General features: G+C 66.2%; 16 protein-coding genes. 5 read left to right on the top strand and 11 right to left on the bottom strand.

All coding sequences use genetic code 11. The features are described from left to right. Positions 1-14 precede the first annotated feature (14 nt). Positions 15-515: a hypothetical protein gene (locus tag ACWPWO_RS13530; protein ID WP_454007019.1), complete on the top strand. Its 501-nt coding sequence runs from the start codon at positions 15-17 to the stop codon at positions 513-515. A gap of 81 nt (positions 516-596) precedes the next feature. Here the strand turns inward: ACWPWO_RS13530 and ada are convergent, their stop codons facing one another. The 3 genes from ada to ACWPWO_RS13515 all read right to left on the bottom strand — a co-directional run bounded on the left by ada (position 597) and on the right by ACWPWO_RS13515 (position 3679). Next, positions 597-2294 (bottom strand): bifunctional DNA-binding transcriptional regulator/O6-methylguanine-DNA methyltransferase Ada, encoded by a 1698-nt coding sequence (gene ada, locus ACWPWO_RS13525; RefSeq protein ID WP_454007018.1) that lies wholly within the window; start codon positions 2292-2294, stop codon positions 597-599. 540 nt (positions 2295-2834) lie between these two features. Then, entirely contained in the window at positions 2835-3398 is a 564-nt protein-coding gene (locus ACWPWO_RS13520) for a YggT family protein (protein ID WP_454007017.1), read from the bottom strand. A 107-nt stretch (positions 3399-3505) separates the two neighbouring features. Further along, positions 3506-3679, bottom strand: coding sequence for a hypothetical protein (locus ACWPWO_RS13515; RefSeq protein WP_454007016.1), 174 nt, complete (start codon positions 3677-3679; stop codon positions 3506-3508). Between the two features lie 4 nt (positions 3680-3683). Between ACWPWO_RS13515 and ACWPWO_RS13510 the strand changes: the two genes are divergently transcribed. Continuing rightward, entirely contained in the window at positions 3684-4541 is an 858-nt protein-coding gene (locus tag ACWPWO_RS13510; protein ID WP_454007015.1) for a hypothetical protein, read from the top strand. Between the two features lie 32 nt (positions 4542-4573). On the opposite strand, the gene ACWPWO_RS13505 is transcribed toward ACWPWO_RS13510, so the two are convergent. From ACWPWO_RS13505 to ACWPWO_RS13495, 3 genes are all read right to left on the bottom strand, one after another. Beyond that, a complete protein-coding gene (locus ACWPWO_RS13505) occupies positions 4574-5701 on the bottom strand; it encodes a ribonucleotide-diphosphate reductase subunit beta (protein ID WP_454007014.1) in 1128 nt (375 codons plus the stop codon). 24 nt (positions 5702-5725) lie between these two features. Continuing rightward, positions 5726-8638: a ribonucleoside-diphosphate reductase subunit alpha gene (locus ACWPWO_RS13500; protein WP_454007013.1), complete on the bottom strand. Its 2913-nt coding sequence runs from the start codon at positions 8636-8638 to the stop codon at positions 5726-5728. A 286-nt stretch (positions 8639-8924) separates the two neighbouring features. Further along, a complete protein-coding gene (locus ACWPWO_RS13495) occupies positions 8925-12392 on the bottom strand; it encodes an indolepyruvate ferredoxin oxidoreductase family protein (RefSeq protein WP_454007012.1) in 3468 nt (1155 codons plus the stop codon). A 111-nt stretch (positions 12393-12503) separates the two neighbouring features. Between ACWPWO_RS13495 and ACWPWO_RS13490 the strand changes: the two genes are divergently transcribed. From ACWPWO_RS13490 to ACWPWO_RS13480, 3 genes are all read left to right on the top strand, one after another. Further along, positions 12504-12962 carry an Lrp/AsnC family transcriptional regulator gene (locus ACWPWO_RS13490; RefSeq protein ID WP_454007011.1) on the top strand — a complete coding sequence of 153 codons (459 nt, stop codon included), beginning with the start codon at positions 12504-12506 and terminating at the stop codon, positions 12960-12962. Between the two features lie 100 nt (positions 12963-13062). Beyond that, positions 13063-13572 carry a hypothetical protein gene (locus tag ACWPWO_RS13485; protein ID WP_454007010.1) on the top strand — a complete coding sequence of 170 codons (510 nt, stop codon included), beginning with the start codon at positions 13063-13065 and terminating at the stop codon, positions 13570-13572. A gap of 74 nt (positions 13573-13646) precedes the next feature. Continuing rightward, positions 13647-14195 carry a YaeQ family protein gene (locus ACWPWO_RS13480; RefSeq protein WP_454007009.1) on the top strand — a complete coding sequence of 183 codons (549 nt, stop codon included), beginning with the start codon at positions 13647-13649 and terminating at the stop codon, positions 14193-14195. 66 nt (positions 14196-14261) lie between these two features. Here the strand turns inward: ACWPWO_RS13480 and gltX are convergent, their stop codons facing one another. The 5 genes from gltX to mgtA form a co-directional block, all read right to left on the bottom strand. After that, complete coding sequence (gene gltX / locus ACWPWO_RS13475) at positions 14262-15671, bottom strand: glutamate--tRNA ligase (RefSeq protein WP_394061814.1); 1410 nt, start codon at positions 15669-15671, stop codon at positions 14262-14264. A gap of 52 nt (positions 15672-15723) precedes the next feature. Next, the gene (locus tag ACWPWO_RS13470) at positions 15724-16398 is read right to left on the bottom strand and encodes a response regulator transcription factor (protein WP_454007008.1); all 675 of its coding nucleotides are present in this window, start codon (positions 16396-16398) and stop codon (positions 15724-15726) included. Positions 16399-16406: 8 nt separating this feature from the next. After that, positions 16407-17468 (bottom strand): sensor histidine kinase, encoded by a 1062-nt coding sequence (locus ACWPWO_RS13465; protein WP_454007007.1) that lies wholly within the window; start codon positions 17466-17468, stop codon positions 16407-16409. Positions 17469-17561: 93 nt separating this feature from the next. Continuing rightward, positions 17562-18254, bottom strand: coding sequence for a hypothetical protein (locus tag ACWPWO_RS13460; RefSeq protein ID WP_454007006.1), 693 nt, complete (start codon positions 18252-18254; stop codon positions 17562-17564). Between the two features lie 10 nt (positions 18255-18264). Further along, the gene (gene mgtA, locus ACWPWO_RS13455) at positions 18265-20976 is read right to left on the bottom strand and encodes a magnesium-translocating P-type ATPase (RefSeq protein ID WP_454007005.1); all 2712 of its coding nucleotides are present in this window, start codon (positions 20974-20976) and stop codon (positions 18265-18267) included. Positions 20977-21062: the final 86 nt, after the last annotated feature.

The following is a 21062-nucleotide window of genomic DNA, read 5'->3' as shown; positions in this document are numbered from 1 at the left end:
ATGCATCTTTCGGAGTGAACCGCATGCACGCTTCTTTTTTCAATCGTCCCAAAGTACGCCTGCTGATGGCAGCGAGCCTGGCCGTCCCGGTGTTCCTGATGGCCGGTTGCGCCAACCAGTCGGCATCGAGCTCCGTCTACAGCTATGGCCAGGCCCAGCGTGAACAGATCGTGCGCCTGGGCACAGTGGTGGGCGTGCGTCCCGTCACCATCCAGAAGGACCAGACCTCCGGCGTGGGGTCGGTCGCCGGCGCGGCCATGGGCGGCGTGGCGGCCAGCTCCATCGGCGGCGGCCGCGGCAGCATCATTGCCAGCATCGGCGGCGCATTGTTGGGCGGTCTGGTCGTCAATGCCGTGGAAAACCGCATGGGCAAGTCCCAGGGGCTGGAGATCACCGTTCAACTGGACAACGGCGAAACCCGCGTGGTCGCCCAGGAGGCCGACGTGCCTCTGTCGGTGGGCCAGCGCGTGCGCATGCTCAGCGGCAACGGCCCCACCCGCGTGGTGCCCATGTAAGTCCTTTCCGGGGCCTGCGGGTCCGCGGCGCGAAAGAACCCGGCCCAAAGCCGGGTTTTTTCATGGCGGGGCGGTCGGGCTTCAGGAACGTTCCCGTTCCAGCAGGCTGCGCTTGCGGTCCAGGCCCCAGCGGTAGCCGGCCAGGTCGCCGTCCTGGCGCACGACGCGGTGGCAGGGGATGGCCACGGCCAGGGCATTGGTGGCGCAGGCGCGGGCCACGGCGCGTACGGCGCGTGGCTGACCCATGCGTTGCGCGATTTCGGTGTAGGTGACGGTCTGCCCGGCGGGGATGCTGCGCAGGATCTCCCAGACGCGCTGCTGGAAGGCCGTTCCCCGGATGTCCAGCGGCAGCGCCAGGCCTGCCGAGGGGGTTTCGGCCAGCGCCACCACCTGCGCCACGCGCTGGTTGAAGCCGGGATCGGCGCCTATCAGCTCGGCGGCCTGGAAGCGGTCCTGCAGCTCGCGCAGCAGCAGTTCCGGATCATCGCCCAGGGAAATGGCGCAGATGCCTCGTTCGCTCTCGGCCACCAGCAATGCACCCAGGCTGCATTGGGCGATGGCAAAGCGTATGGTGGCCCCCTGGCCGGCCTTGCGAAAGGCGCTGGCCGGCATGCCCAGCAGCGCCTGCGACTCTTCATAGAAACGGCTTTGCGCGCCGTAGCCGGCCTCGTAGATGGCGTCGGTGATGCGGGTCCGGGGATCGTCCAGTTGGCGGCGCAGGCGCCGGGCGCGATGCGCCTGGGCATAGGCGCGCGGCGTCAGTCCCGTCTGGGCCTTGAAGATGCGATGGAAGTGGTAGGGGCTCATCCCCACGGCGGCGGCCAGTTCGTCCAGGCTGGGTGCGTTTTCCGCGTCTTCGATCAGGCGGCACGCCTGGGTCACGGCTTGCTGGTGCTGCAGGGCCTGCTGGCGGCGGTCGGCGTGGCGGTGGCGGCTGGGGCGAAAGCCGGCCTGCTGCGCCTGTTCGGGCGTGTCGAAGTAGCGTACGTTTTCCTGTTTGGGACGGCGCGCTGCAGCGCTCGGGCTGGCGTAGGTGCCGGTGCTCAGGACGGCATAGACGAAGTGCGCGTCGGCGCGGCTGTCGCGTTCCACGATGGCCTGCCAGCGCTGTGCTTGCGTGGCATAGGGGGTGGAGTCGATGCGCGGTACGCGCCACAGGTACCAGGCCGCCAGGCTGCGGTAGGGAGACCAGGCCTGGCCCAGTTCGCGCAGGACCCGGGCGGCGGGGGCCTGTTCGAGTTTCTTCAGGCGCCGGTAGCCTTCGCGCACGCCGAAGTCGTCGGCGGGCAGTATGTCTTCGCGCTCCAGGGTGTAGATCAGCATCATTTCCACGGTCCAGCGGCCTATGCCGCGCAGTTGACTCAGGCCGTGTATCAGTTCCTGGTCGGGCATGAGCACGGCGGTCTGCTGGTCGGGGATGCGGCCGTCCAGCCGCGCCTGGGCCAGCCCCAGGATGCTGGCGGTCTTGGCGCCGGACAGGCCGCAGGCGCGCAGCGCGTCCACGGGCGTGGCCAGCAGTTCGTCGGGGGCGGGGCAGCGGCCGTGCGGGTACAGGGCCAGCAGGCGCTGCAGGATGCGGTCGGCGGCGCGGGTGTGCAGTTGCTGGTAGACCACCGCGCGCACCAGGGCTTCGTAGGGGTCGCGTTCGGGCCGGGGCTGGTGCACGCAGGGGCCGACGGTCTCGACCAGCGCCTGCCAGTCGGCGTCCAGTCCGGCCAGAAAGCGTTCCGCTTCGCTGTAGCGGCCGGGTGCGTCGTGCAAGGGAAGGGGGCTGCTCATGATGATCTGCCGGTGCTGTGGAGATGGGAGCAGTATAGGATCGGTCGCGGGCCTGTACATCCTGATTCTTGCGCTTGAATTTCTGGGCGGCAAGAGCCTTGAATGACAGGAAGCTGTTTCAGTCGATCGGCTTTTGTGAGTGGCTACAGCATTCGGCTTTCTTGAGATGTGCTGCCTGCTCTGCCCGACGGGCTGGAGTTCTCGCCCGTGCCGCGCATGGGTGCCCTGGTCCGCTCGCTGGAACAGGCGCCCCGTAAACTCGGACGGTGGCTTGTCCCCCGGACAAGCCACAAGCGTCGTCCTCGAACAGAACGGGCTTGCAACCTGTCCCAGCAAACGGCCTGCGGCGAGCCCTCTGACTCGCCCGTCGGGCAGAGCAGGCAGCACTCCAGAAGGGAGCGCCGTGAGCCGTAGACGCTGGAATGGCGGCTTCACAGAGACTCCTCCTTTTATTGATTGCTGGCTGTTCCGAAGGCGATAAGTTTGCGGTCCATAAAAAAGCCACCGTGACAGGTGGCTTCTTGGCGGCAGGAGGCGTGTTCAGATCGGGACCAGGGAGAAGGCCATGCGCGTGACGATCATGTTCAGCACCTGGGTCAGGAGCAGCAGCACCAGGGGCGAGAGATCCAGGCCGCCCAGGTCCGGGAGGATGCGGCGGATGGGGTCGAGCAGCGGGGCGGTGACCGAGCGCAGCAGCGGCATGGTGGGCGACTGAGGCTGGATCCAGGACAACAGCGCCTGCAGCAGCACGATCCAGAAGACCAGGCTGAGCGCCCAGCGCAGCACGGTGAAGACGGCGGCCAGCAGCAGCATGGGCAGGTTGCCCAGGACGGAGAAGGAGCCGGTCAGGACCACCGCGCTGAGGATCAGGTACACCAAGGCGCTGAGCCAGCTGCCCAGCAGCGAGGTCCAGTCCCAGAAGCGGCCTGCCTTGACCAGGCGGCGCAGCGGCAGGACCAGCCAGTCCGTGACCTTGAACATGGCCTGCGAATACGGGTTGAAGGGATGGACCCGCAGGGCGTAGACCCAGGCGCGCAGCAGCAATATGGTGCCCAGGAGCGAGAAGACGATATTGATTAGGAAAAGGCCGACTTCGCTGAACATGGTTGCTTCAAGTGGATGTAAGGAAGAAGGATTGTCGCATGCGAGCGCTCAAAGCCAAAGAGCCACCCGGATGAGGGTGGCTCTTTGTGTGTAACAGCGTGTCGGGCTTACGGGCGCTTGCCGGTGGGGAAGGGCGAGGAGCCGACGGGGTTGAGGTGCTGGGGGCTTGGTTCGGCAGGAGCGGCGGTGTTGGCGGCCTTGCGGGCGGCGGTCTTGTTGCCGGTCTTGGCGGCGGCCTTCTTGGCCGGGGCGGCCGTCGGGGTTTCAGTTGCTTTGGTCACGGGTTTGGCTTCTTTCTTGGGAGCCGCGGTCTTTTTGGCGGCTGCGGAGGTGCTGGCTTTCTTGGCGGCTGTCTTCACGGCCGCCAAAGCGGCCGGCTTGGCCGCAGGTTTGGCCGTGGTTTTTGCCGCGGCCTTGCCGTTGGATTTGTCGGCTGGCTTTGCCGCCGATTTGCCGGCGGCGGCAGGTTTGGCGGCGGCGCTTTTGGTGCTTGCCTTGGCGGCTGTGTCCGCTTTGGCGGCCGGTTTGGCCGGCGTGGATTTGGTCGCGCTTGTTTTGGCAGCCGCCTTCTTTACGGTTGCGGCTTTGGCAGCCGGCTTGGCGGCTGTTTTGGCAGCGCTTTTGCCGCTGGCGGTTTTTGTCGCGCTGGCTTTGTCCGCCGTGGTTTTGGCGGCGGCCGGCTTTGCGGCGGTTTTTGCCGTCGTGGTTTTGGCTGTCGTCGTTTTGGCAGCGGGCTTCACGGTTTTGGCGGCGCTGGTTGCCGTTTTTGCCGGCACGGCTTTCTTGGCGGCGGCCTTTTTCACGGCCGATTTGGCAGCCGGCTTGGCGGCGGTCTTGGTCGTGGATTTGGTCGCCGAGGACTTGGCGGGCGTCTTGCTTGGGGAGGTTTTGCTGCTGGTCGGGCTGGCCTTCGGGGCTTCAGCATTCACGGGGGTGACGGCGGTTTTGGCTGGCGTTGCTTTTTTTGCGCCGGCCGCTTTGCTGGCGGTCGATTTTGCTGCGCCTTTTTTGGCTGTTGCCATGATCATGCTCCTTGAGAACAAGTCTTTAGTTTGTCCACACCCATTTGACCTGGCCCTGGAAAATCGCATTGGCCCTTTGCAAATGACGCAGGCGTATAAGGTTGATACCTTATACGCCTAGAAGTCTAACGGAACACTCTATACAGTCAAGTATTAATCCCAGCTAAGCGCTCCGCCGGTTTGGTATTCGATGACGCGTGTCTCAAAAAAGTTGCGTTCTTTTTTGAGGTCGATCATTTCAGCCATCCAGGGGAAGGGATTTTCCTCGTTCGGATAGAGCGGCTCCAGACCGATCTGCTGGCAGCGGCGGTTGGCGATGAAGCGCAGGTAGGACTTGAACATGCCGGCGTTCAGACCCAGTACGCCGCGCGGCATGGTGTCTTCGGCATAGGCGTATTCCAGCTTCACGGCCTCTTCGAACAGGCCGCGGATCTTCGCGCGGAACTCCTCGGTCCACAGGTGCGGATTCTCGAGCTTGATCGTGTTGATCAGGTCGATGCCGAAGTTGCAGTGCATGGACTCGTCGCGCAGGATGTACATGTACTGCTCGGCCGCGCCCGTCATCTTGTTCTGGCGGCCCAGCGCCAGGATCTGGGTGAAGCCCACGTAGAAGAACAGGCCTTCCATCAGGCAGGCGAAGACGATCAGGGATTCCAGCAGCTTCTGGTCGTTTTCGACGGTGCCGGTCTTGAAGTCGGGGTGCGAGATCTGATCGATGAAGGGGATCAGGAACTCGTCCTTGTTCCGGATGGACGGCACTTCGTGGTAGGCGTTGAAGATCTCCGACTCGTCCAGGTCCAGGCTTTCCACGATGTACTGGTAGGCGTGGGTGTGGATGGCTTCCTCGAAGGCCTGGCGCAGCAGGAACTGGCGGCATTCCGGAGCCGTGATGTGGCGATAGGTGCCCAGCACGATGTTGTTCGCGGCCAGCGAGTCGGCCGTGACGAAAAAGCCCAGGTTGCGCTTGACGATGCGGCGCTCGTCCTCGGTCAGGCCGTTGGGGTCCTTCCAGAGGGCGATGTCGCGCGACATATTGATTTCCTGCGGCATCCAGTGGTTCGCGCACGTGGCCAGGTATTTTTCCCAGGCCCATTTGTACTTGAAGGGAACCAGCTGGTTGACGTCGGTCTCGCCGTTGATGATGCGCTTGTCGGCGGCGCGGATACGGCTGCCCGCACCCGTGTTCAGGCCGGCCGCCGTCGAGGCCACGGGGCTGGAGGCCCCGTTGTCCTGAGGTTCGGCGGCGGTGGCCGCGGGTTGATCGTTGTCCCAATTCAACATTGTGTCATTCCTGTGAAGAAGGGCTTATTGGCAGGCTTCGCATTCCTCGAAGCCCTCGTCGCCGGGGCGCATGGTGCAGACGGCGCCGAGCACTTCGGGCTCAGGCGCGGCCGCGGCCGCGGCAGCAACAGCGCCGGCGGCCGGGCTGCTGGTGGAAACGGCGTTCAGCTCGCCAATGCGGCCGGTGGATTTCTCGGCGTTGGTGGCGCTGCTGGAACGCAGGTAATACGTCGTCTTCAGGGCGCGGACCCAGGCTAGCTTGTAGGTCTCGTCCAGCTTCTTGCCGGATACGCCGGTCATGAAGATGTTCAGCGACTGGGCCTGGTCGATCCATTTCTGGCGGCGCGAGGCGCATTCCACCACCCAGCGGGTGTCCACTTCGAAGGCCGTGGCATACAGCTGGCGCAGTTCGGCCGGGATGCGGTCGATCTGGGCCAGGCTGCCGTCGAAGTACTTCAGGTCCGAGACCATGACTTCGTCCCACAGGTTCAGGGCCTTGAGGTCGCGCACCAGGTACTCGTTGACCACGGTGAACTCGCCCGACAGGTTGGATTTCACGTAGAGGTTGCGGTAGGTGGGCTCGATGCAGGGCGACACGCCGATGATGTTGGCGATGGTGGCCGTCGGGGCGATGGCGATGCAGTTCGAGTTGCGCATGCCGTTCTTCTGGATGCGGGCGCGCAGGCCGTCCCAGTCCAGGGTCTGGGACTGGTCGATGTCCACATAGCCGCCGCGTTCTTCGCGCAGCATGGCCAGGGTGTCGAACGGCAGGATGCCGCGATCCCACAGCGAGCCCTTGAAGGACGAGTAGGAGCCGCGCTCGACGGCCAGGTCGCTGGAGGCCTTGTAGGCGTAGTAGCACACGGCCTCGGCGGAGCGGTCGGAGAATTCCACGGCTTGCTGGGAGGCGAAGGGCACGCGCATCAGGTGCAGGCAGTCCTGGAAGCCCATCATGCCCATGCCCACGGGGCGGTGCAGCATGTTGGAGTTGCGCGCCTTGTCGACAGCGTAGTAGTTGATGTCGATGACGTTGTCCAGCATGCGCATGGCGGTGTTGATCGTGCGCTCCAGCTTGGCGTGATCCAGCTCGTACTGGCCCTGCGCGTTCTTGACCATATGGGCGGCCAGGTTCACCGAACCCAGATTGCATACGGCGATCTCGGTGTCGCTGGTGTTCAGGGTGATCTCGGTGCACAGGTTGGAGCTGTGCACCACGCCCACGTGCTGCTGGGGCGAGCGGATGTTGCATGGATCCTTGAAGGTGATCCAGGGATGGCCGGTCTCGAACAGCATGGACAGCATCTTGCGCCACAGCGAGACGGCCGGGATCTTCTTGAACAGGGTCAGTTCGCCGGTCTCGGTCTTGCGCTCGTATTCGGTGTAGGCCTTCTCGAACTCGCGGCCGTACTTGTCGTGCAGGTCAGGGGTGTCCGAAGGCGAGAACAGGGTCCATTCGCCTTCCTCCATGACGCGCTTCATGAACAGGTCCGGAATCCAGTTGGCGGTGTTCATGTCGTGCGTGCGGCGGCGCTCGTCGCCGGTGTTCTTGCGCAGTTCCAGGAACTCTTCGATGTCCAGGTGCCAGGTTTCCAGGTAGGCGCAGACCGCGCCCTTGCGCTTGCCGCCCTGGTTCACGGCCACGGCAGTGTCGTTGACCACTTTCAGGAAGGGAACCACGCCCTGGCTTTCGCCGTTGGTGCCCTTGATGTGGCTGCGCAGCGCGCGCACGGGCGTCCAGTCGTTGCCCAGGCCGCCGGCGTACTTGGCCAGCAGGGCGTTGTCCTTGATGGCGTCGTAGATGGAGGCCAGGTCGTCGGGCACCGTGGTCAGGTAGCACGAGGACAGCTGGGAGTGCAGCGTGCCGGAGTTGAACAGGGTGGGCGTGGAGCTCATGAAGTCGAAGGACGACAGGATTTCGTAGAACTCGATGGCGCGCTGTTCGCGCTGGGGCTCGTTCAGAGCCAGGCCCATGGCCACGCGCATGAAGAAGATCTGGGGCAGCTCGATGCGGGTGCCGCGCACGTGCAGGAAGTAGCGGTCGTACAGGGTCTGCAGGCCCAGGTAGTTGAACTGCTGGTCGCGTTCGGCCTTCAGGGCCTGCGCCAGCACGGGCAGATCGAACTGCGCCAGCTTGGGGTCCAGCAGCTCGTTATCTATCCCTTTCCGGATGAATTCGGGGAAGTACTCGGCGTAGCGCTGGTTCATGCCGGCCTGGGAGACTTCCTCGCCCAGCACTTCGATGCGGATGGTGTGCAGCAGCAGGCGGGCGGTGACCAGGCTGTAGCTGGGGTCGGTCTCGACCAGGGCGCGGGCCGACAGGATGACGGACTTGAAGACTTCTTCGACGGGAATGCCGTCGTACAGGTTCTTGACGGCCTCGCGCAGGATGCCGTCCACGTCGATCTTGATGCTCAGCTTGGAGCCGGCTTCGGCGATGGTGGCGCGCAGCGCGTCGATGTCCAGCGGGCGCAGGCGGCCGTTGTCCGAGACGTTCAGGCCCGACTTGCCGGCGGGCTGCGCCGTGGCCACGGACTGGGAGCGTTCCTGGGCGCGTTTTTCACGGTACAGCACGTAGGTGCGCGCCACGTCGTGTTCGCCCGAGCGCATCAGGGCCAGTTCGACCTGGTCCTGGATGTCTTCGATGTGGAAGGTGCCGCCGCTGGGACGGTTGCGCACCAGCGCGGACACGACTTGCGCGGTCAGCTCTTCGACGAGCTGGCGCACGCGGGCGGACACGGCGCCCTGGCCGCCGCCCACGGCCAGGAAGGCCTTGGTCATGGCGACGGAAATCTTGTTCGGTTCGAAGCCCATGACCGCGCCGTTGCGGCGGATCACACTGAACATGGACCATTGATTGGCTGCAGCGCCGGTCTCGGCCGCGGGAGCGGAGGCGGCCAGGTCGGCGGGTCTGGACTCAGCAATCGGGGAGGTTTGCATGGGGACTCCTGGAGTGGAAAAAGGCGCGCGGGCACACCCGTGCGGCGGGTTGATTCGGTAATGGTGGTCTTGGGGGAAACTCGGCGAGCTCTAGTGCTTGCTTGGGCTCGAACCACAACATCTAGTGGTTCGAGCGGCCCGTTGCACTAATTGTAGTGACGGGGTGGGGACTGCGCAACATTGACTTTTGTAATTTCCCAATCGATTTCTGCAATCTGCAGACGGCAAAAAAGGCCTTGCCGCAGCAAGACCTTGGAGGGAAGCCATTGTAGCGCCAGTCGGGCGCTCAAAGGTGTTGCGCTGTCAGATTATTTGCAGGTGCAACGCTTTGTGTCAGTTGGGCGGACAGTTCGGCGAAGCGTTGGCGGTAGTGTACCGCGGCGGCCATCTTCACCGGTCCAAAGCCGCGCAGTTGCTGGGGCAGATCGGCCAGCTCCAGGGCGGCCGGGTACTGGCCGGCGTCCAGATGCTGCGCCAGATGCTTGAGCAGGGCCAGGTAGTCGCGCCAGAGGCGGCGCTCCATGCGCCGTTCCTCGGTATAGCCGAACACGTCCAGCGGCGTGTCGCGCAGGACCTTGCCCTTGGCCAGCCAGCGCAGCAGGGTGGCCGTGCGCGGGCCCAGGGTGATCTTGCGCGGCCGCCCCGTGGCCGGGTCGCGGCGCGCCAGCAGCGGCGGGGCGAAATGAAAGCGCAGGCTGAAGTCGCCCTGGAACTGGCGTTCCAGGTCCTGCCGGAAGTCGGGGTGGCTGAACAGGCGCGCCACCTCGTATTCGTCCTTGTAGGCCATCAGCTTGTACAGGCTGCGCGCGGCCTTTTCCGTCAGCGCAGGACGCTGGCCCGGACGCAGATCTTCCTCGGCCTGCCGCAAGGCGGCGATGGCCTGGGTGAAACGGCGCGCGTAGGCGGCGTCCTGGTATTGCTCCAGGCTGCGGCTGCAGCGCTCCACGATCTGCTCCAGCGTTTCGCGCCGTTGCAGGGTCACGACCTGGGCCGCGGGCTGTTGCAGGCCGGCCAGGGCCTGGGCGTCGTGGCCCAGCACGCGGCCGATGTGGAAGGCATCCAGATTGGCCTGCACGGCCACGCCGTTCAGGCGTATGGCCTGCTCGATGGCGGCGCCGCTCACCGGCACCGAGCCCTGCTGCCAGGCCATGCCCAGCAGCATCATGTTGGACAGCAGGCTGTCGCCGAACAGGCGCGTGGCGGCCTCGTGCGCATTGAAGGAGCGTACCTGGTTGCGGCCCGCTCCGTCCTGCAGTTGCTTGAGCAGCCGCTGGGCGTCCAGCGGCGCATCGGGATTGCGGGTGAATTCGGCGGTGGGCGCCAGGTATTCGTTGATGACGGCGTGGGTGTGGCCGGGCCGCAGGCAGGACAGCGCATTGGGATGCGCGGCCGCGACCACGTCGCACAGAATGGCCAGGTCGGCCTGGCCGGAGTCCACGCGCACGGCGCCGGTGGGGCGCCCGTCGGCCGAGAGCCGGATGTGGCTGATGACGGTGCCGCCTTTCTGCGCCAGGCCCGTCATGTCCAGCACCGAGGCGGCGCGGCCTTCCAGATGAGCGGCCATGGACAGCACGGCGCCTATGGTGATGACGCCGGTGCCGCCCACGCCGGCCACGATGACATTGCCGGCGCGCGCCTGGGCCTCAGGCGCGGGCAGGGCGGGCCGTGTCTCCAGCATCCGCCCGTTCGGTGCGGCCTTGCCGTCGTCGTCGCCGCGCCGCAGCGCGCCGCCCATGACGGATACGAAGCTGGGGCAGAAGCCGTCCACGCAGGAGTAATCCTTGTTGCAGCTGGACTGGTCGATCTGGCGCTTGCGCCCTTCGGGAGTGTCGGCCGGCACCAGCGACAGGCAGTTGGACTGCACGCCGCAGTCGCCGCAGCCTTCGCATACGGCCTTGTTGATGAACAGGCGGCGCGAAGGATCGGGGTATTCATTCTTCTTGCGACGGCGGCGTTTTTCCGCCGCGCAGGTCTGGTCGTGGATCAGGATGGTCACGCCGGGGATCTCGCGCAGTTCGCGCTGCAGGCGGTCCAGTTCGCGCCGGTGGTGCACCTGCACGCCGGAGGGCAGCTCCACGCCCCGGTAGCGCTCGGGCTCGTCGGTGGTGATGACCACGCGGCGCGCGCCCTCGCCCAGGGTCTGCTGGCAGATGCGCGGCACCGAGATCGGGCCGTCCACCGGCTGGCCGCCCGTCATGGCGACGGCGTCGTTGAAGAGAATCTTGTAGGTGATGTTGGCTCCGGCGGCGATGGCCTGGCGTATGGCCAGGTAGCCGGAATGGAAGTAAGTGCCTTCCCCCATGTTCTGGAACATATGGCCCGTCTGGATGAAGGGCGACAGGCCCACCCAGTCCGTGCCTTCGCCGCCCATCTGGGTCAGGCCGCGCGTCCTGCGATCCATCCAGGTGGCCATGTAGTGGCAGCCCACGCCGGCCATGGCCTGGCTGCCTTCGGGAACCTTGGTGGAGGTGTTGTGCGGACAGCCCGAACAGAAATAAGGGCGCCGCGTCAGGCCGCCGGTATCGACGGCGGGCAGGGTCTGGATCGCACAGGCGGGCAACTGCAGGCCGGCGTGCCGCCCCAGCCAGCGGCGCAGGCCCACGGCCACGCGTGCCGGGCTGAGTTGGCCGTCGGCCGGGATCAGCACTTCCTGCTCCACGTCGCGCTTGCCCGATACGGTGGGGCGTTGCGCGCGGTTGAACAGCAGGTTCTTCAACTGGTCTTCGATGACGGGGCCTTTTTCTTCGATGACCAGGACGTGGTCCAGGCCCTCGATGAAGTTTTCCAGCGACTCCGTGTTGACCGGCCAGCTCAGGCCTATCTTCAGGTGGCGGATGGGCGGCAGCTCGCCCAGCCCGGCTAGTTGCTCGAGCGCGTCCAGCGCATCCAGCGTGGCCTTGCCGGTGGAGACGATGCCCAGGCGGGCGCCCGGCGCGGCCTGCAGGATGCGGTCCAGGCTGTGCTTGCGGGAGAAGTCGCGCACGCTTTGCAGGCGCGCCTCCAGCGTGCCCTCGATGGCGGGCGTCAGGAACTCGCCGGGGTTGTAGGGATGCAGGCCGCCCTGGGCGTCGTTCAGCGCTGCGTCCAGATCGTCCAGCGGCGCGATCTCGAAGGAGCGGCCGCTTTCCACGGTTTCGGTGATGGCCTTCAGCGCCACCCAGGAGCCCGAGTAGCGCGACAGCGCCCAGGCCCAGATGCCGAAGCGTTCGTATTCATCCACCGAGGATGGATTGACCACGGGAATGCTCCAGGCCATCAGGGAGTGTTCGCTGGCGTGCGGGATGGACGAGGAGGAGGCGACGTGGTCGTCGCCCACGATCATCAGCACGCCGCCATGGCGCGAGGCGCCGGCGGCGTGGCCGTGGTGCAGGGCGTCGCCCGCGCGGTCCAGGCCGGGGCCCTTGCCGTACCACATGGCGAACACGCCGTCGACCTTGCGGTCGGCGCGCTCGCCGGCCTGCTGGGTGCCCATGATCATGGAGGCGGCCAGGTCTTCATTGATGGCGGGCTGGAAGCGCACCTTGGCCTGTTCAAGCTGCTTCTGCGCCTTCCACATGGCCATGTCCACACCGCCCAGCGGCGAGCCGCGGTAGCCGGACACGAAGCCGGCGGTGTTCAGGCCGCGCTCCTGGTCCAGGCGGTATTGGGTCAGCAGCATGCGCACCAGGGCCTGCGTGCCGGTCAGGAAGATGCGGCCGGACCGGGCGGTCAGGTTGTCGCTGAGCTTGTAGTGTGTGTCGACGGACTGCGTCATGATGGAACCTCCAGATAAGGTTCATGATAGATTTTCCGCCATCTCTTTTTTTGCGTTATAGTTGCGCGTATTCCCTATTCTTTGAAATGTTTATTTCGTATTTATTTAAATATGGATAAAACTGATTTAAAAATACTGGACGTGCTGCAACAGGACGGCCGGGCGTCCGCCCAGCAGGTCTCCGAGCGGGTCGGGCTGTCCACCGCGCCGGTGTGGCGGCGCATCAAGACCCTGGAAAAAGACCGGGTCATACAGGGTTATTATGCGCGCGTCGATCGCCGTCAGGTCGGCCTGCAAAGCTGCATGTTCACCCAGATCAGCCTGGACCGGCATTCGGGCGAGATCGTCGACAACTTCATACGCGCCGTGCGCGACGCGCCCGAGATCCTGGAATGCCACGCCGTCACCGGCGACGCCGACTTCCTGCTCAAGATCCTGGTCTCCAGCGCCGCGGCCTACGACGATTTCCTGCACCGCTGCCTGTTCAACATGCCGGGCGTGCGCCAGACGCGCACCATCGTGGCCATGCGCGAGATCAAGAACGAGACCCGCCTGCCTTTGCCGCTGTGATGCATCTTGTTGAAGGCCCGGCCCGGGGCTTCAGGTAAAATAATCCGGATTGGGCGGCCCGCGCGGCGGGCCGGCATGCAACGACGAAGGACTGGTTTCTATGAAGAAGGCGAATTTTCTGCGGCGGTCTTCCTGGACCGCCTTGCGGGCTTCCGTTCTATTGAGCGCCTGCGCGGTCAAGCCGCCGGCGCCCGCACCTCAGGCGCAGGCGCCCGCCAAGCCCGCGCATCCCGCCTGCCAGCCGGCGGCCGCCGGCGAGGCCCTGACCGGCAACTGGCTCAGCAAGCATCGACAGAAAGGCGTGGTGGGCGAACTGCGCACCTTGTTCACCTTGCAGGCGGATGGCTCCATGGCCTACACCGAGCAGGTCAAGCGGCCCAACAAGCCTTCCCAGGGCCTGAACGAAAGCGGCTGCTGGAAGCGCGAGGGCAATGCCCTGATCCTGGACACCCAGGAGTCCAACGGCGTGATCACCGAGCCGGGCGATCCGATCTACCAGAACAGCTACACCATTGTCAGCGTCACCGCCCGCAATCTGGTGCTGCGCAGCCAGGATGGCGCGACCTACCGTTTGACCAGGATGTCGCCGGGCTATCGCCTGCCGTTCTGATTCCTTTCTTTTCCAACCGGGGCCGTTCCTGCAGCGGCCTTTATTTCCGGCCCGCCTGGCGGGCCGTCTGCATCATGGCCCTGCGCTCCACCGTCTATAAAGCTGAACTGAATATTGCCGACAACGATCGCGCCTACTACGGCAGTCATGCCGTCACGCTGGCGCGGCATCCCTCCGAGACCGAGGAGCGCCTGATGGTGCGCCTGCTGGCCTTCGGCCTGCATGCCGACGCCGCTGAAGGCCTGGCCTTCGCCCGCGGCCTGAGCGACACGGACGAGCCTGCCCTGTGGGAGCACGACCTGAGCGGCGAGCTGCTGCACTGGCTGGCAGTGGGCCTGCCCGACGAGCGCCGCCTGCACAAGGCCAGCTCGCGCGCGCGCCGGGTCACCGTGCTGGCCTATGGCCGCACCGTGGGCGTGTGGTGGAACGGCGTCAAGGACAAGATCACGCGCGCCCGCAACATCCATGTCTATGCGCTGGACGCGGCCGGCACCGAAGCCCTGGCCAAGCTGGCCGGACGCGGCATGGCCGTGAACCTGAACATCCAGGACGGCACGGTCTGGGCCAGCAGCGAGCAGGGCGAAGCGACCATCGAGGCCAGCCGCCTTAATGAAGCGGACTGACGTCTCGCAAAAAAAACGCCGCCTGTATCGAGGCGGCGGTTCTTTTTTTGGGAAGATGAACGGCGTTTACAGCCCCGCCAGACGCCCCAGCACCTTGTCGCGGCCGATCAGGGCCAGCACGGCGTCCACGGCGGGAGTCTGCTTCTGGCCCGTGACGGCCACGCGCAAGGGGATGCCCAGCTTGGGCATTTTCACGTCGTGGTCGGCCAGCACCTGCTTGATCAGCGCAGCCAGGCTTTCCGTGTTCCATTGCGGCAGCGCGGCGGCCTTGGCGGCGAAGTCGCGCAGCAGGACGCGCGCCTCGGGCGTCAGCACCTCGGCCTGCAGTTCGTCGCTGGCGGGCTCGAAGGGGCGGCAGAACAGCAGGGCGCCTTCGGCCAGCTGGTTCAGGGTCTCGGCGCGGTCCTTGAGCAGGCCCATGATGCCGGGCAGGTCCTGGCCGTCGGTCTTGCCGCCCAGCGCCTGGATGCGCGGGGCGACGCGCTCGGCCAGGTCCGCGTTGTCGCTGGCCTTGATGTAGTGGGCGTTGACCCAGTTCAGCTTCTTGGGGTCCCACTGCGAGGCGGACTTGTTCAGGTTGCGCGTGTCGAACCATTCCACCAGTTGTTCGCGGGTGAAGAGTTCGTCGTCGCCGTGGCTCCAGCCCAGGCGGGCCAGGTAGTTGATCATGGCCTCGGGCAGGTAGCCGTCCTTGTCATATTCCATGATGCTGACCGCGCCGTGGCGCTTGGAGAGCTTTTCGCCGTCCGGGCCCAGGATCATGGGCACGTGGCCGTACTGGGGCAGGGTGGCGCCCAGGGCCTGCAGGATGACGATCTGGCGGGGCGTGTTGTTGACGTGGTCGTCGCCGCGGATCACGTGAGTGATGTTCATGTCCCAGTCGTCCACCACCACGCAGAAGTTGTAGGTGGGCGTGCCGTCGGCGCGCGCGATGATCAGATCGTCCAGCTCGCCGTTGTCGAAGCTGATGCGGCCCTTGACCAGGTCGTCCCAGCTGGTGGCGCCGGTTTGAGGGCTCTTGAAGCGCACCACGGGCTGGCGGCCGGCGGGCACGGGCGGCAGCGTCTTGCCGGCCTCGGGGCGCCAGGTGCCGTCGTAGCGGGGCTTCAGGCCCAGGCTGCGGGCCTTCTCGCGCATGGCCTCGACTTCCTCGGGGCTGCTGTAGCAGTAATAGGCGTGGCCGTCCTTGAGCAGCTGGGCGATGACTTCGCGGTAGCGGTCCATGCGCTGCATCTGGTAGAAGGGGCCTTCGTCGGCCTCCAGGCCCAGCCACTGCATGCCGTCCAGGATGGCCTGCACGGCCTGCGGGGTCGAACGCTCCAGGTCCGTGTCTTCGATGCGCAGCACGAAGGTGCCTTTGTGATGGCGGGCGAAGGCCCAGGAAAACAGCGCGGTGCGTGCGCCGCCCAGGTGCAGGTAGCCGGTGGGCGAGGGAGCGAAACGGGTGCGGATGGCGTTGGGGGTAGACGTGCTCATGACTTGTGTTCGGCGTTGACCTTGAGAAGTCCGCAAGGGGGACTGGACCGGGCTATTTTAACTCAGCCCGCCGCCCCGGCACGCGATGCCCGTCGGGCGCGGGCTGCGCGCCTGACGGCAGGCCGAGCTGATCGAACAGCCGCACCAGCTCGGCCAGGGAGCCGGCCTGCATCTTCTGCATCACCCGGGCCCGGCGCACCTTCACGGTGACCTCCTTCACGCCCAGTTGCGCCGCGATCTGCTTGTTGAGCAGGCCCTGGGCGACCAGGGCGAGCACGTCCCGCTCGCCCGCATTGAGCGCTTCCCAGCGCTGCCGCAAGGCCTGCCGGGCCTGTTCCTGCCGCAGTCGCCGGCCGTCGGCGGCGAGCGCGGCCTGCACCGCGTCGATCAGGTCCTGGTCCACGAAGGGCTTGGTCAGGAAGTCCGCCGCGCCATGCTTGATGGCCTTGACCGCCATGTGGATGTCGCCGTGGCCGGTGATGAAGATGACCGGCATGCGCAGGCCCAGCGCCTCCATCTGGACATGGAAGTCCGTGCCGCTTTGCTCGGGCATGCGCACGTCCAGGATCAGGCATGAAGGCCCATCGGCGGGCGCATGGGCGAGGAAATCGCGCGTGCCGGAAAACGCCGCGGCCCGCAGGCCCACCGAGGCCAGCAGGTCTTCCAGCGCGGCGCGCATGGAAGGATCGTCATCGATGATGTAGACGGTGGGGGGATCTGTAGGCATGGCGCATGTCATGGGGCGGTCGGCAGGGTGAACTGAAAGAGGGCGCCCTCGCGGACGTTGTCGGCAGCCCCGATGTGGCCGTTGTTGGCGTCCAGGATGGCGCGGCTGATGGTCAGGCCCAGGCCCAGCCCTGCCGGCTTGGTGGTCCAGAAGGTGTCGAACAGTTGCGGCATCTGCCCGGCAGGCAGGCCCGGGCCGTTGTCCTGGATGAGGAACTGCACTTTGCCGGGCTCGGGAGCCAGGGTGCGGATGTGGATTTGCGGCGCACGCTCGCCGGGCTCGGACAGGGCTTCGATGGCATTGAGCAGCAGATTGCCGACGACCTGCTGGATCTGGACCCGGTCGGCGTAGGCGGGCGGCAGGTCCTCCTGCAGGGACAGGGTCAGGGAGATGCCGGCGCGCAGCAGTTCGCCGCGCGAGAGTTCGATGATCTCCTGCGCCGCCTGGTTGAGGTCGAAGGCGGTCCTGGCGGGCGTCTCGTTGCGCGTGATGCTGCGCACGCGCTCCAGCACATCCTTGGCGCGCTGCGCGTCGGCCGCAATGCGTTGCGCCGTTGCCCGGGCTTTCCCCACATTGGGCGGATCGGTGTCCAGCCAGCGCTGGCAGGCGCCGGCGCTGGCGGCGATGGCGGCCAGCGGCTGGCTGACTTCATGGGCGATGGAGGTGCTCAACTGTCCCAGCGTCGTCAGGCGCGACAGGCGTAGCAGCCGTTCACGGGCCTGGTGGGCGGCGGCCTGGGCGGACTTGAGCTTCAGTCCCAGGTAGGAGGTCACGCCGATGGCGATGATGCTGATGCCGGTATTGACCAGTCCCGCTTCGTAGTGGCCCGAACGCGTCAGCAGGAAGCTGACCACGGTCAGCACGATGCTGGCCGCGGCCAGCATGACGACCTGGCGCGCCGACAGGAAGCGAATGGCGATCAGCAGGAGGGGCGTGTGGAACACGGCGGCCGCGATGGCGTAATCCGTCAGGGTGTCCGCCACGAAGACGAGCAGCATCAGCGCGCCCAGCACGGTCAGGACCCATGCAGGGGAGTCGCTTGCGCGGCGCGGGGAGGCAGGAGTGCTCATGCTTAGTCCGGTCAGTCGGGGCCCGGCATCGGACGGATGCCGGGCGATGTCGTCATCATATACTTGCGCGGCGCCGCCGCCGGCAGGCGGAGCTCAGAATCTGACCGACATGCCCAAGGTCACCTGGCGGGCGTCCGAGCCGTCCACGCGGCGGCCGACGAGCAGGTCCAGGTCCACCGGGCCGTTACCGGGGTTCCAGCGCGCACCGGCCTGGTAGCCGCTCCTGGAGCCTTTGCGCTGGAAGGTTTCGGCCATCAGGGAAACCTGCGCGGCAAGGTCGGCCTCCACCTGCAGGCCGTAGAAAGCGGCGTGGCGGCGGCTTTCATCGTCCTTGTCCAGGGTCCAGCCCGCATTCAGGTTCAGGCGCAGCCATGGCCTGATGGGCAGGGTGACCGGCACGATCCAGCCGGCCGTGGTCCAGCGGCCCGTGCGCGCGTCCATCCCGGCCTCGGACTTCAGTCCCAGTCCCAGGCCGTGGTCCGGGGACAGCAGGGACAGCTTCAGCGCGGGCCCCACACGGCTCTCATGGCGGGAGCCGCGCCAGTCATGGAGCAGGTTTGCGCCCAGCTCCAGCCAGGGCAGGGCGGCGGGCGTGCAGGCCGGGGCCAGGGATGTCTGCTTCTGGTGGTGTTCCTGGTGCGTGGCCCAGGTGTCGACATGGCAGGAGCCGGGATCGCCGACTTCGCTGCCGTCGACGATGTGGGCGCCGCCGGCGGCCTGCGCCTGGCCCGCCGCGGCCAGGACGGCGGCGAGCAGGGCGATGCGGGTGCGGAGATTGCATTGCATGGGAATGTCCTCAGAACCATTGGCCGAAACGGCGGATGTACAGGGTCTTCATGCCCTGGGCGAGCAGGCAGTAGGACAACAGCGTGGCGAGCAGCCAAGGGAAGTATTCCCAGGGCAGCGGCTGCAGGCCCACCAGGCTTCCCAGTCCGGAGAAGGGCAGATAGATGCCGATCGCGATGATCAGGCCGGTCATGAGCATCACGGGCAGGGCCGCCGTGCTCTGGATGAACGGGATCTTCTGGGTGCGCAGCATGTGCACGACCAGGGTCTGGGACAGCAGGCCCTCGATGAACCAGCCGGACTGGAACAGGGATTGCATCTCGGGCGTGCTGGCGCCGAAAACGTACCACATCAGCATGAAAGTGGTGATGTCGAAGATGGAGGATGTCGGTCCGATCCAGATCATGAAGCGTCCGATGTTCTTCGCGTCCCATTTGCGCGGCTTGCGCAGGAAATCCTTGTCCATGCGGTCCCAGGGCAGGGCCAGTTGCGAGATGTCGTACAGCAGGTTCTGGATGAGCAGGTGGATGGCCAGCATGGGCAGAAAGGGAATGAAGGCGCTGGCCACCAGTACGGAGAACACGTTGCCGAAGTTGGAACTGGCCGTCATGTTCAGGTACTTGATGATGTTGCCGAAGGTCTCGCGGCCCTTGATCACGCCTTCTTCCAGCACCAGCAGGCTTTTCTCCAGCAGGATGATGTCGGCCGATTCCTTGGCGATGTCGGTGCCGCTGTCCACGGAGATGCCCACGTCGGCGTCGCGCAGGGCGGGCGCGTCGTTGATGCCGTCGCCCAGGAAGCCCACGGTGCGGCCGTTGGCCTGCAGGGCCTTGAGCACGCGCGACTTCTGCAGCGGCGTGAGCTTGGCGAACACGGTATGGCGCTCGACGGCGCTGCGCAGCACGGTTTCCTCCATGTGTTCGATTTCCTGGCCCAGCAGCGGCTGGCCGGGCTCCAGGCCGACTTCGCGGCAGATCTTGGCGGTGATGACCTCGTTGTCGCCTGTCAGCACCTTCACGGCCACGCCGTGTTCGGTCAGGGCGGCGATGGCCTGGGCGGCGCTTTCCTTGGGCGGATCCAGGAAGGTCAGCAGGCCCTGTACGGTCAGCCCCCATTCGTCGGCGATCTCGTAGCGCGACTTGGCCTGATCGCGGGCGATCTCGCGCGTGGCGACCAGCAGGACCCGGAAGCCGTCCGCATTGTGGGCGCGCGCCAGCTCCTGCAGGCGCTCGCGCTGCTCGGCGTCCAGGGCCAGGCGCTGCTCGCCGTGCTGCACGTGCGTGGCGATGTCCAGCATTTCCTCGACAGCGCCCTTGCACACCAGCAACTGTTCGCCCCGGGGCGCCTGCACCACCACGGACAGGCGGCGGCGGATGAAGTCGAAAGGCAGCTCGTCGATCTTGCGGTAGGCGCCGATCGCCTGCCGCGCGGCAGGCGCTTTTTCGGCGAAGCGCACCACGGCCTGGTCCATCAGGTTCTTCACGCCGCTCTGGTGCAGGCTGTTGAGCAAGGCCAGTTGCAGGACGCGGGCGCTGCTGCTGCCGTCCAGGTCCAGGTGATGTTCCAGGATGATGCGGTCCTGGGTCAGCGTGCCGGTCTTGTCGGTGCACAGCACGTCCATGGCGCCGAAGTTCTGGATGGCGTTCAGGCGCTTGACCACCACCTTGCGCCGGGCCATGGCAACCGCGCCCTTGGCCAGGTTGGACGACACGATCATGGGCAGCATCTCGGGCGTGAGGCCCACGCCCACGGCCAGGGCGAACAGAAAGGCTTCGGTCCAGTCGCCCTTGGCGAAGCCGTTGATCAGCAGCACGACCGGCACCATGACCAGCATGAAGCGGATCAGCAGCCAACTGACGCTGTTCACGCCGCGGTCGAAGGCGGTCTGCGCGCGCGAGCCCACGATGTCCTTGGCGAGCGAGCCGAAGTAGGTATGCGAGCCGGTGGCCACGACCACGGCGGTGGCGGTGCCGCTGACCACGTTGGTGCCCATGAAGCAGATGTTGGATTGTTCCAGCAGCCCGGCGCCAGCGCTGGCCGGACCGGCGCGCTTGCCGGCCACCGCGCCCAGCGTGTCGTACTTTTCGACGGGCAGGGCTTCGCCCGTCAGCGCCGCCTGGCTGACGAACAGGTCGCGCGATTCGACCAGGCGCACGTCGGCGGGGATCATGTCGCCGGCCGACAGGCGCACGATGTCGCCGGGCACGACCTGGCTCATGGGGATTTCACGCAGGACGGGCCCGCTGGACACGGTGGAGCGGCGCAGCACGCTGGCGGTGGTGCGCACCATGGCTTTCAGGGCCTGGGCGGCGCGCCCGGAGCGGTACTCCTGCCAGAAACGCAGCAGCCCGCTGAGCGTCACCATCGTAAGAATGATGACTACGCCCGTGCAGTCGGCCGGCTCCCCGGCGCGCAAGGGCAGGACGATGTCGGTGAAGGCGCTGACGAAGGCAAGCACCAGCAGCACGGCGATGAACGGGTTCTTGAAGGCCAGCAGAAGCTGGATCAGGGCGTGCGGCGGCTTGTCGCGGGCTACTTCATTGGGGCCGCATTCGCCCAGCCGGGCTCGCGCCTCGGTGTCGGTCAGGCCGTGCAGGCTGGCCTGGACCCCGGCCAGCGTGGACTCCAGGCTGTTCCGGGCTTCCTGGGCTGCGCGCATGGACAGGCTGCGGTCCTCGCTGTCCAGGGACTTCAGGTCTAGGGTGTGTTCTGCGGTGTTCATGTGTTTCTCCTGCCTTTGAACAGGTTCTTGTAGGCGTGGCAGCGCCGCCCCTGGGCCGGAAGCGGCAGGGCGCGGCAGGTCGGGCC

It is taken from the genome of Alcaligenes sp. Marseille-Q7550, assembly GCF_965112015.1.
This window is presented reverse-complemented; position numbering and strand designations above follow the sequence as displayed.

What these genes read in the sequence shown, in the direction of transcription:
- ACWPWO_RS13490 (WP_454007011.1), top strand. Translation starts at nt 12,504, where the DNA reads ATGGATAAAACTGATTTAAAAATACTGGACGTGCTGCAACAGGACGGC.
- ACWPWO_RS13500 (WP_454007013.1), bottom strand. Translation starts at nt 8,638, where the DNA reads ATGCAAACCTCCCCGATTGCTGAGTCCAGACCCGCCGACCTGGCCGCC.
- ACWPWO_RS13460 (WP_454007006.1), bottom strand. Translation starts at nt 18,254, where the DNA reads ATGCAATGCAATCTCCGCACCCGCATCGCCCTGCTCGCCGCCGTCCTG.
- ACWPWO_RS13480 (WP_454007009.1), top strand. Translation starts at nt 13,647, where the DNA reads ATGGCCCTGCGCTCCACCGTCTATAAAGCTGAACTGAATATTGCCGAC.
- ACWPWO_RS13495 (WP_454007012.1), bottom strand. Translation starts at nt 12,392, where the DNA reads ATGACGCAGTCCGTCGACACACACTACAAGCTCAGCGACAACCTGACC.
- ACWPWO_RS13520 (WP_454007017.1), bottom strand. Translation starts at nt 3,398, where the DNA reads ATGTTCAGCGAAGTCGGCCTTTTCCTAATCAATATCGTCTTCTCGCTC.
- ACWPWO_RS13505 (WP_454007014.1), bottom strand. Translation starts at nt 5,701, where the DNA reads ATGTTGAATTGGGACAACGATCAACCCGCGGCCACCGCCGCCGAACCT.
- ACWPWO_RS13485 (WP_454007010.1), top strand. Translation starts at nt 13,063, where the DNA reads ATGAAGAAGGCGAATTTTCTGCGGCGGTCTTCCTGGACCGCCTTGCGG.
- ACWPWO_RS13470 (WP_454007008.1), bottom strand. Translation starts at nt 16,398, where the DNA reads ATGCCTACAGATCCCCCCACCGTCTACATCATCGATGACGATCCTTCC.
- gltX (WP_394061814.1), bottom strand. Translation starts at nt 15,671, where the DNA reads ATGAGCACGTCTACCCCCAACGCCATCCGCACCCGTTTCGCTCCCTCG.
- ACWPWO_RS13465 (WP_454007007.1), bottom strand. Translation starts at nt 17,468, where the DNA reads ATGAGCACTCCTGCCTCCCCGCGCCGCGCAAGCGACTCCCCTGCATGG.
- ada (WP_454007018.1), bottom strand. Translation starts at nt 2,294, where the DNA reads ATGAGCAGCCCCCTTCCCTTGCACGACGCACCCGGCCGCTACAGCGAA.
- mgtA (WP_454007005.1), bottom strand. Translation starts at nt 20,976, where the DNA reads ATGAACACCGCAGAACACACCCTAGACCTGAAGTCCCTGGACAGCGAG.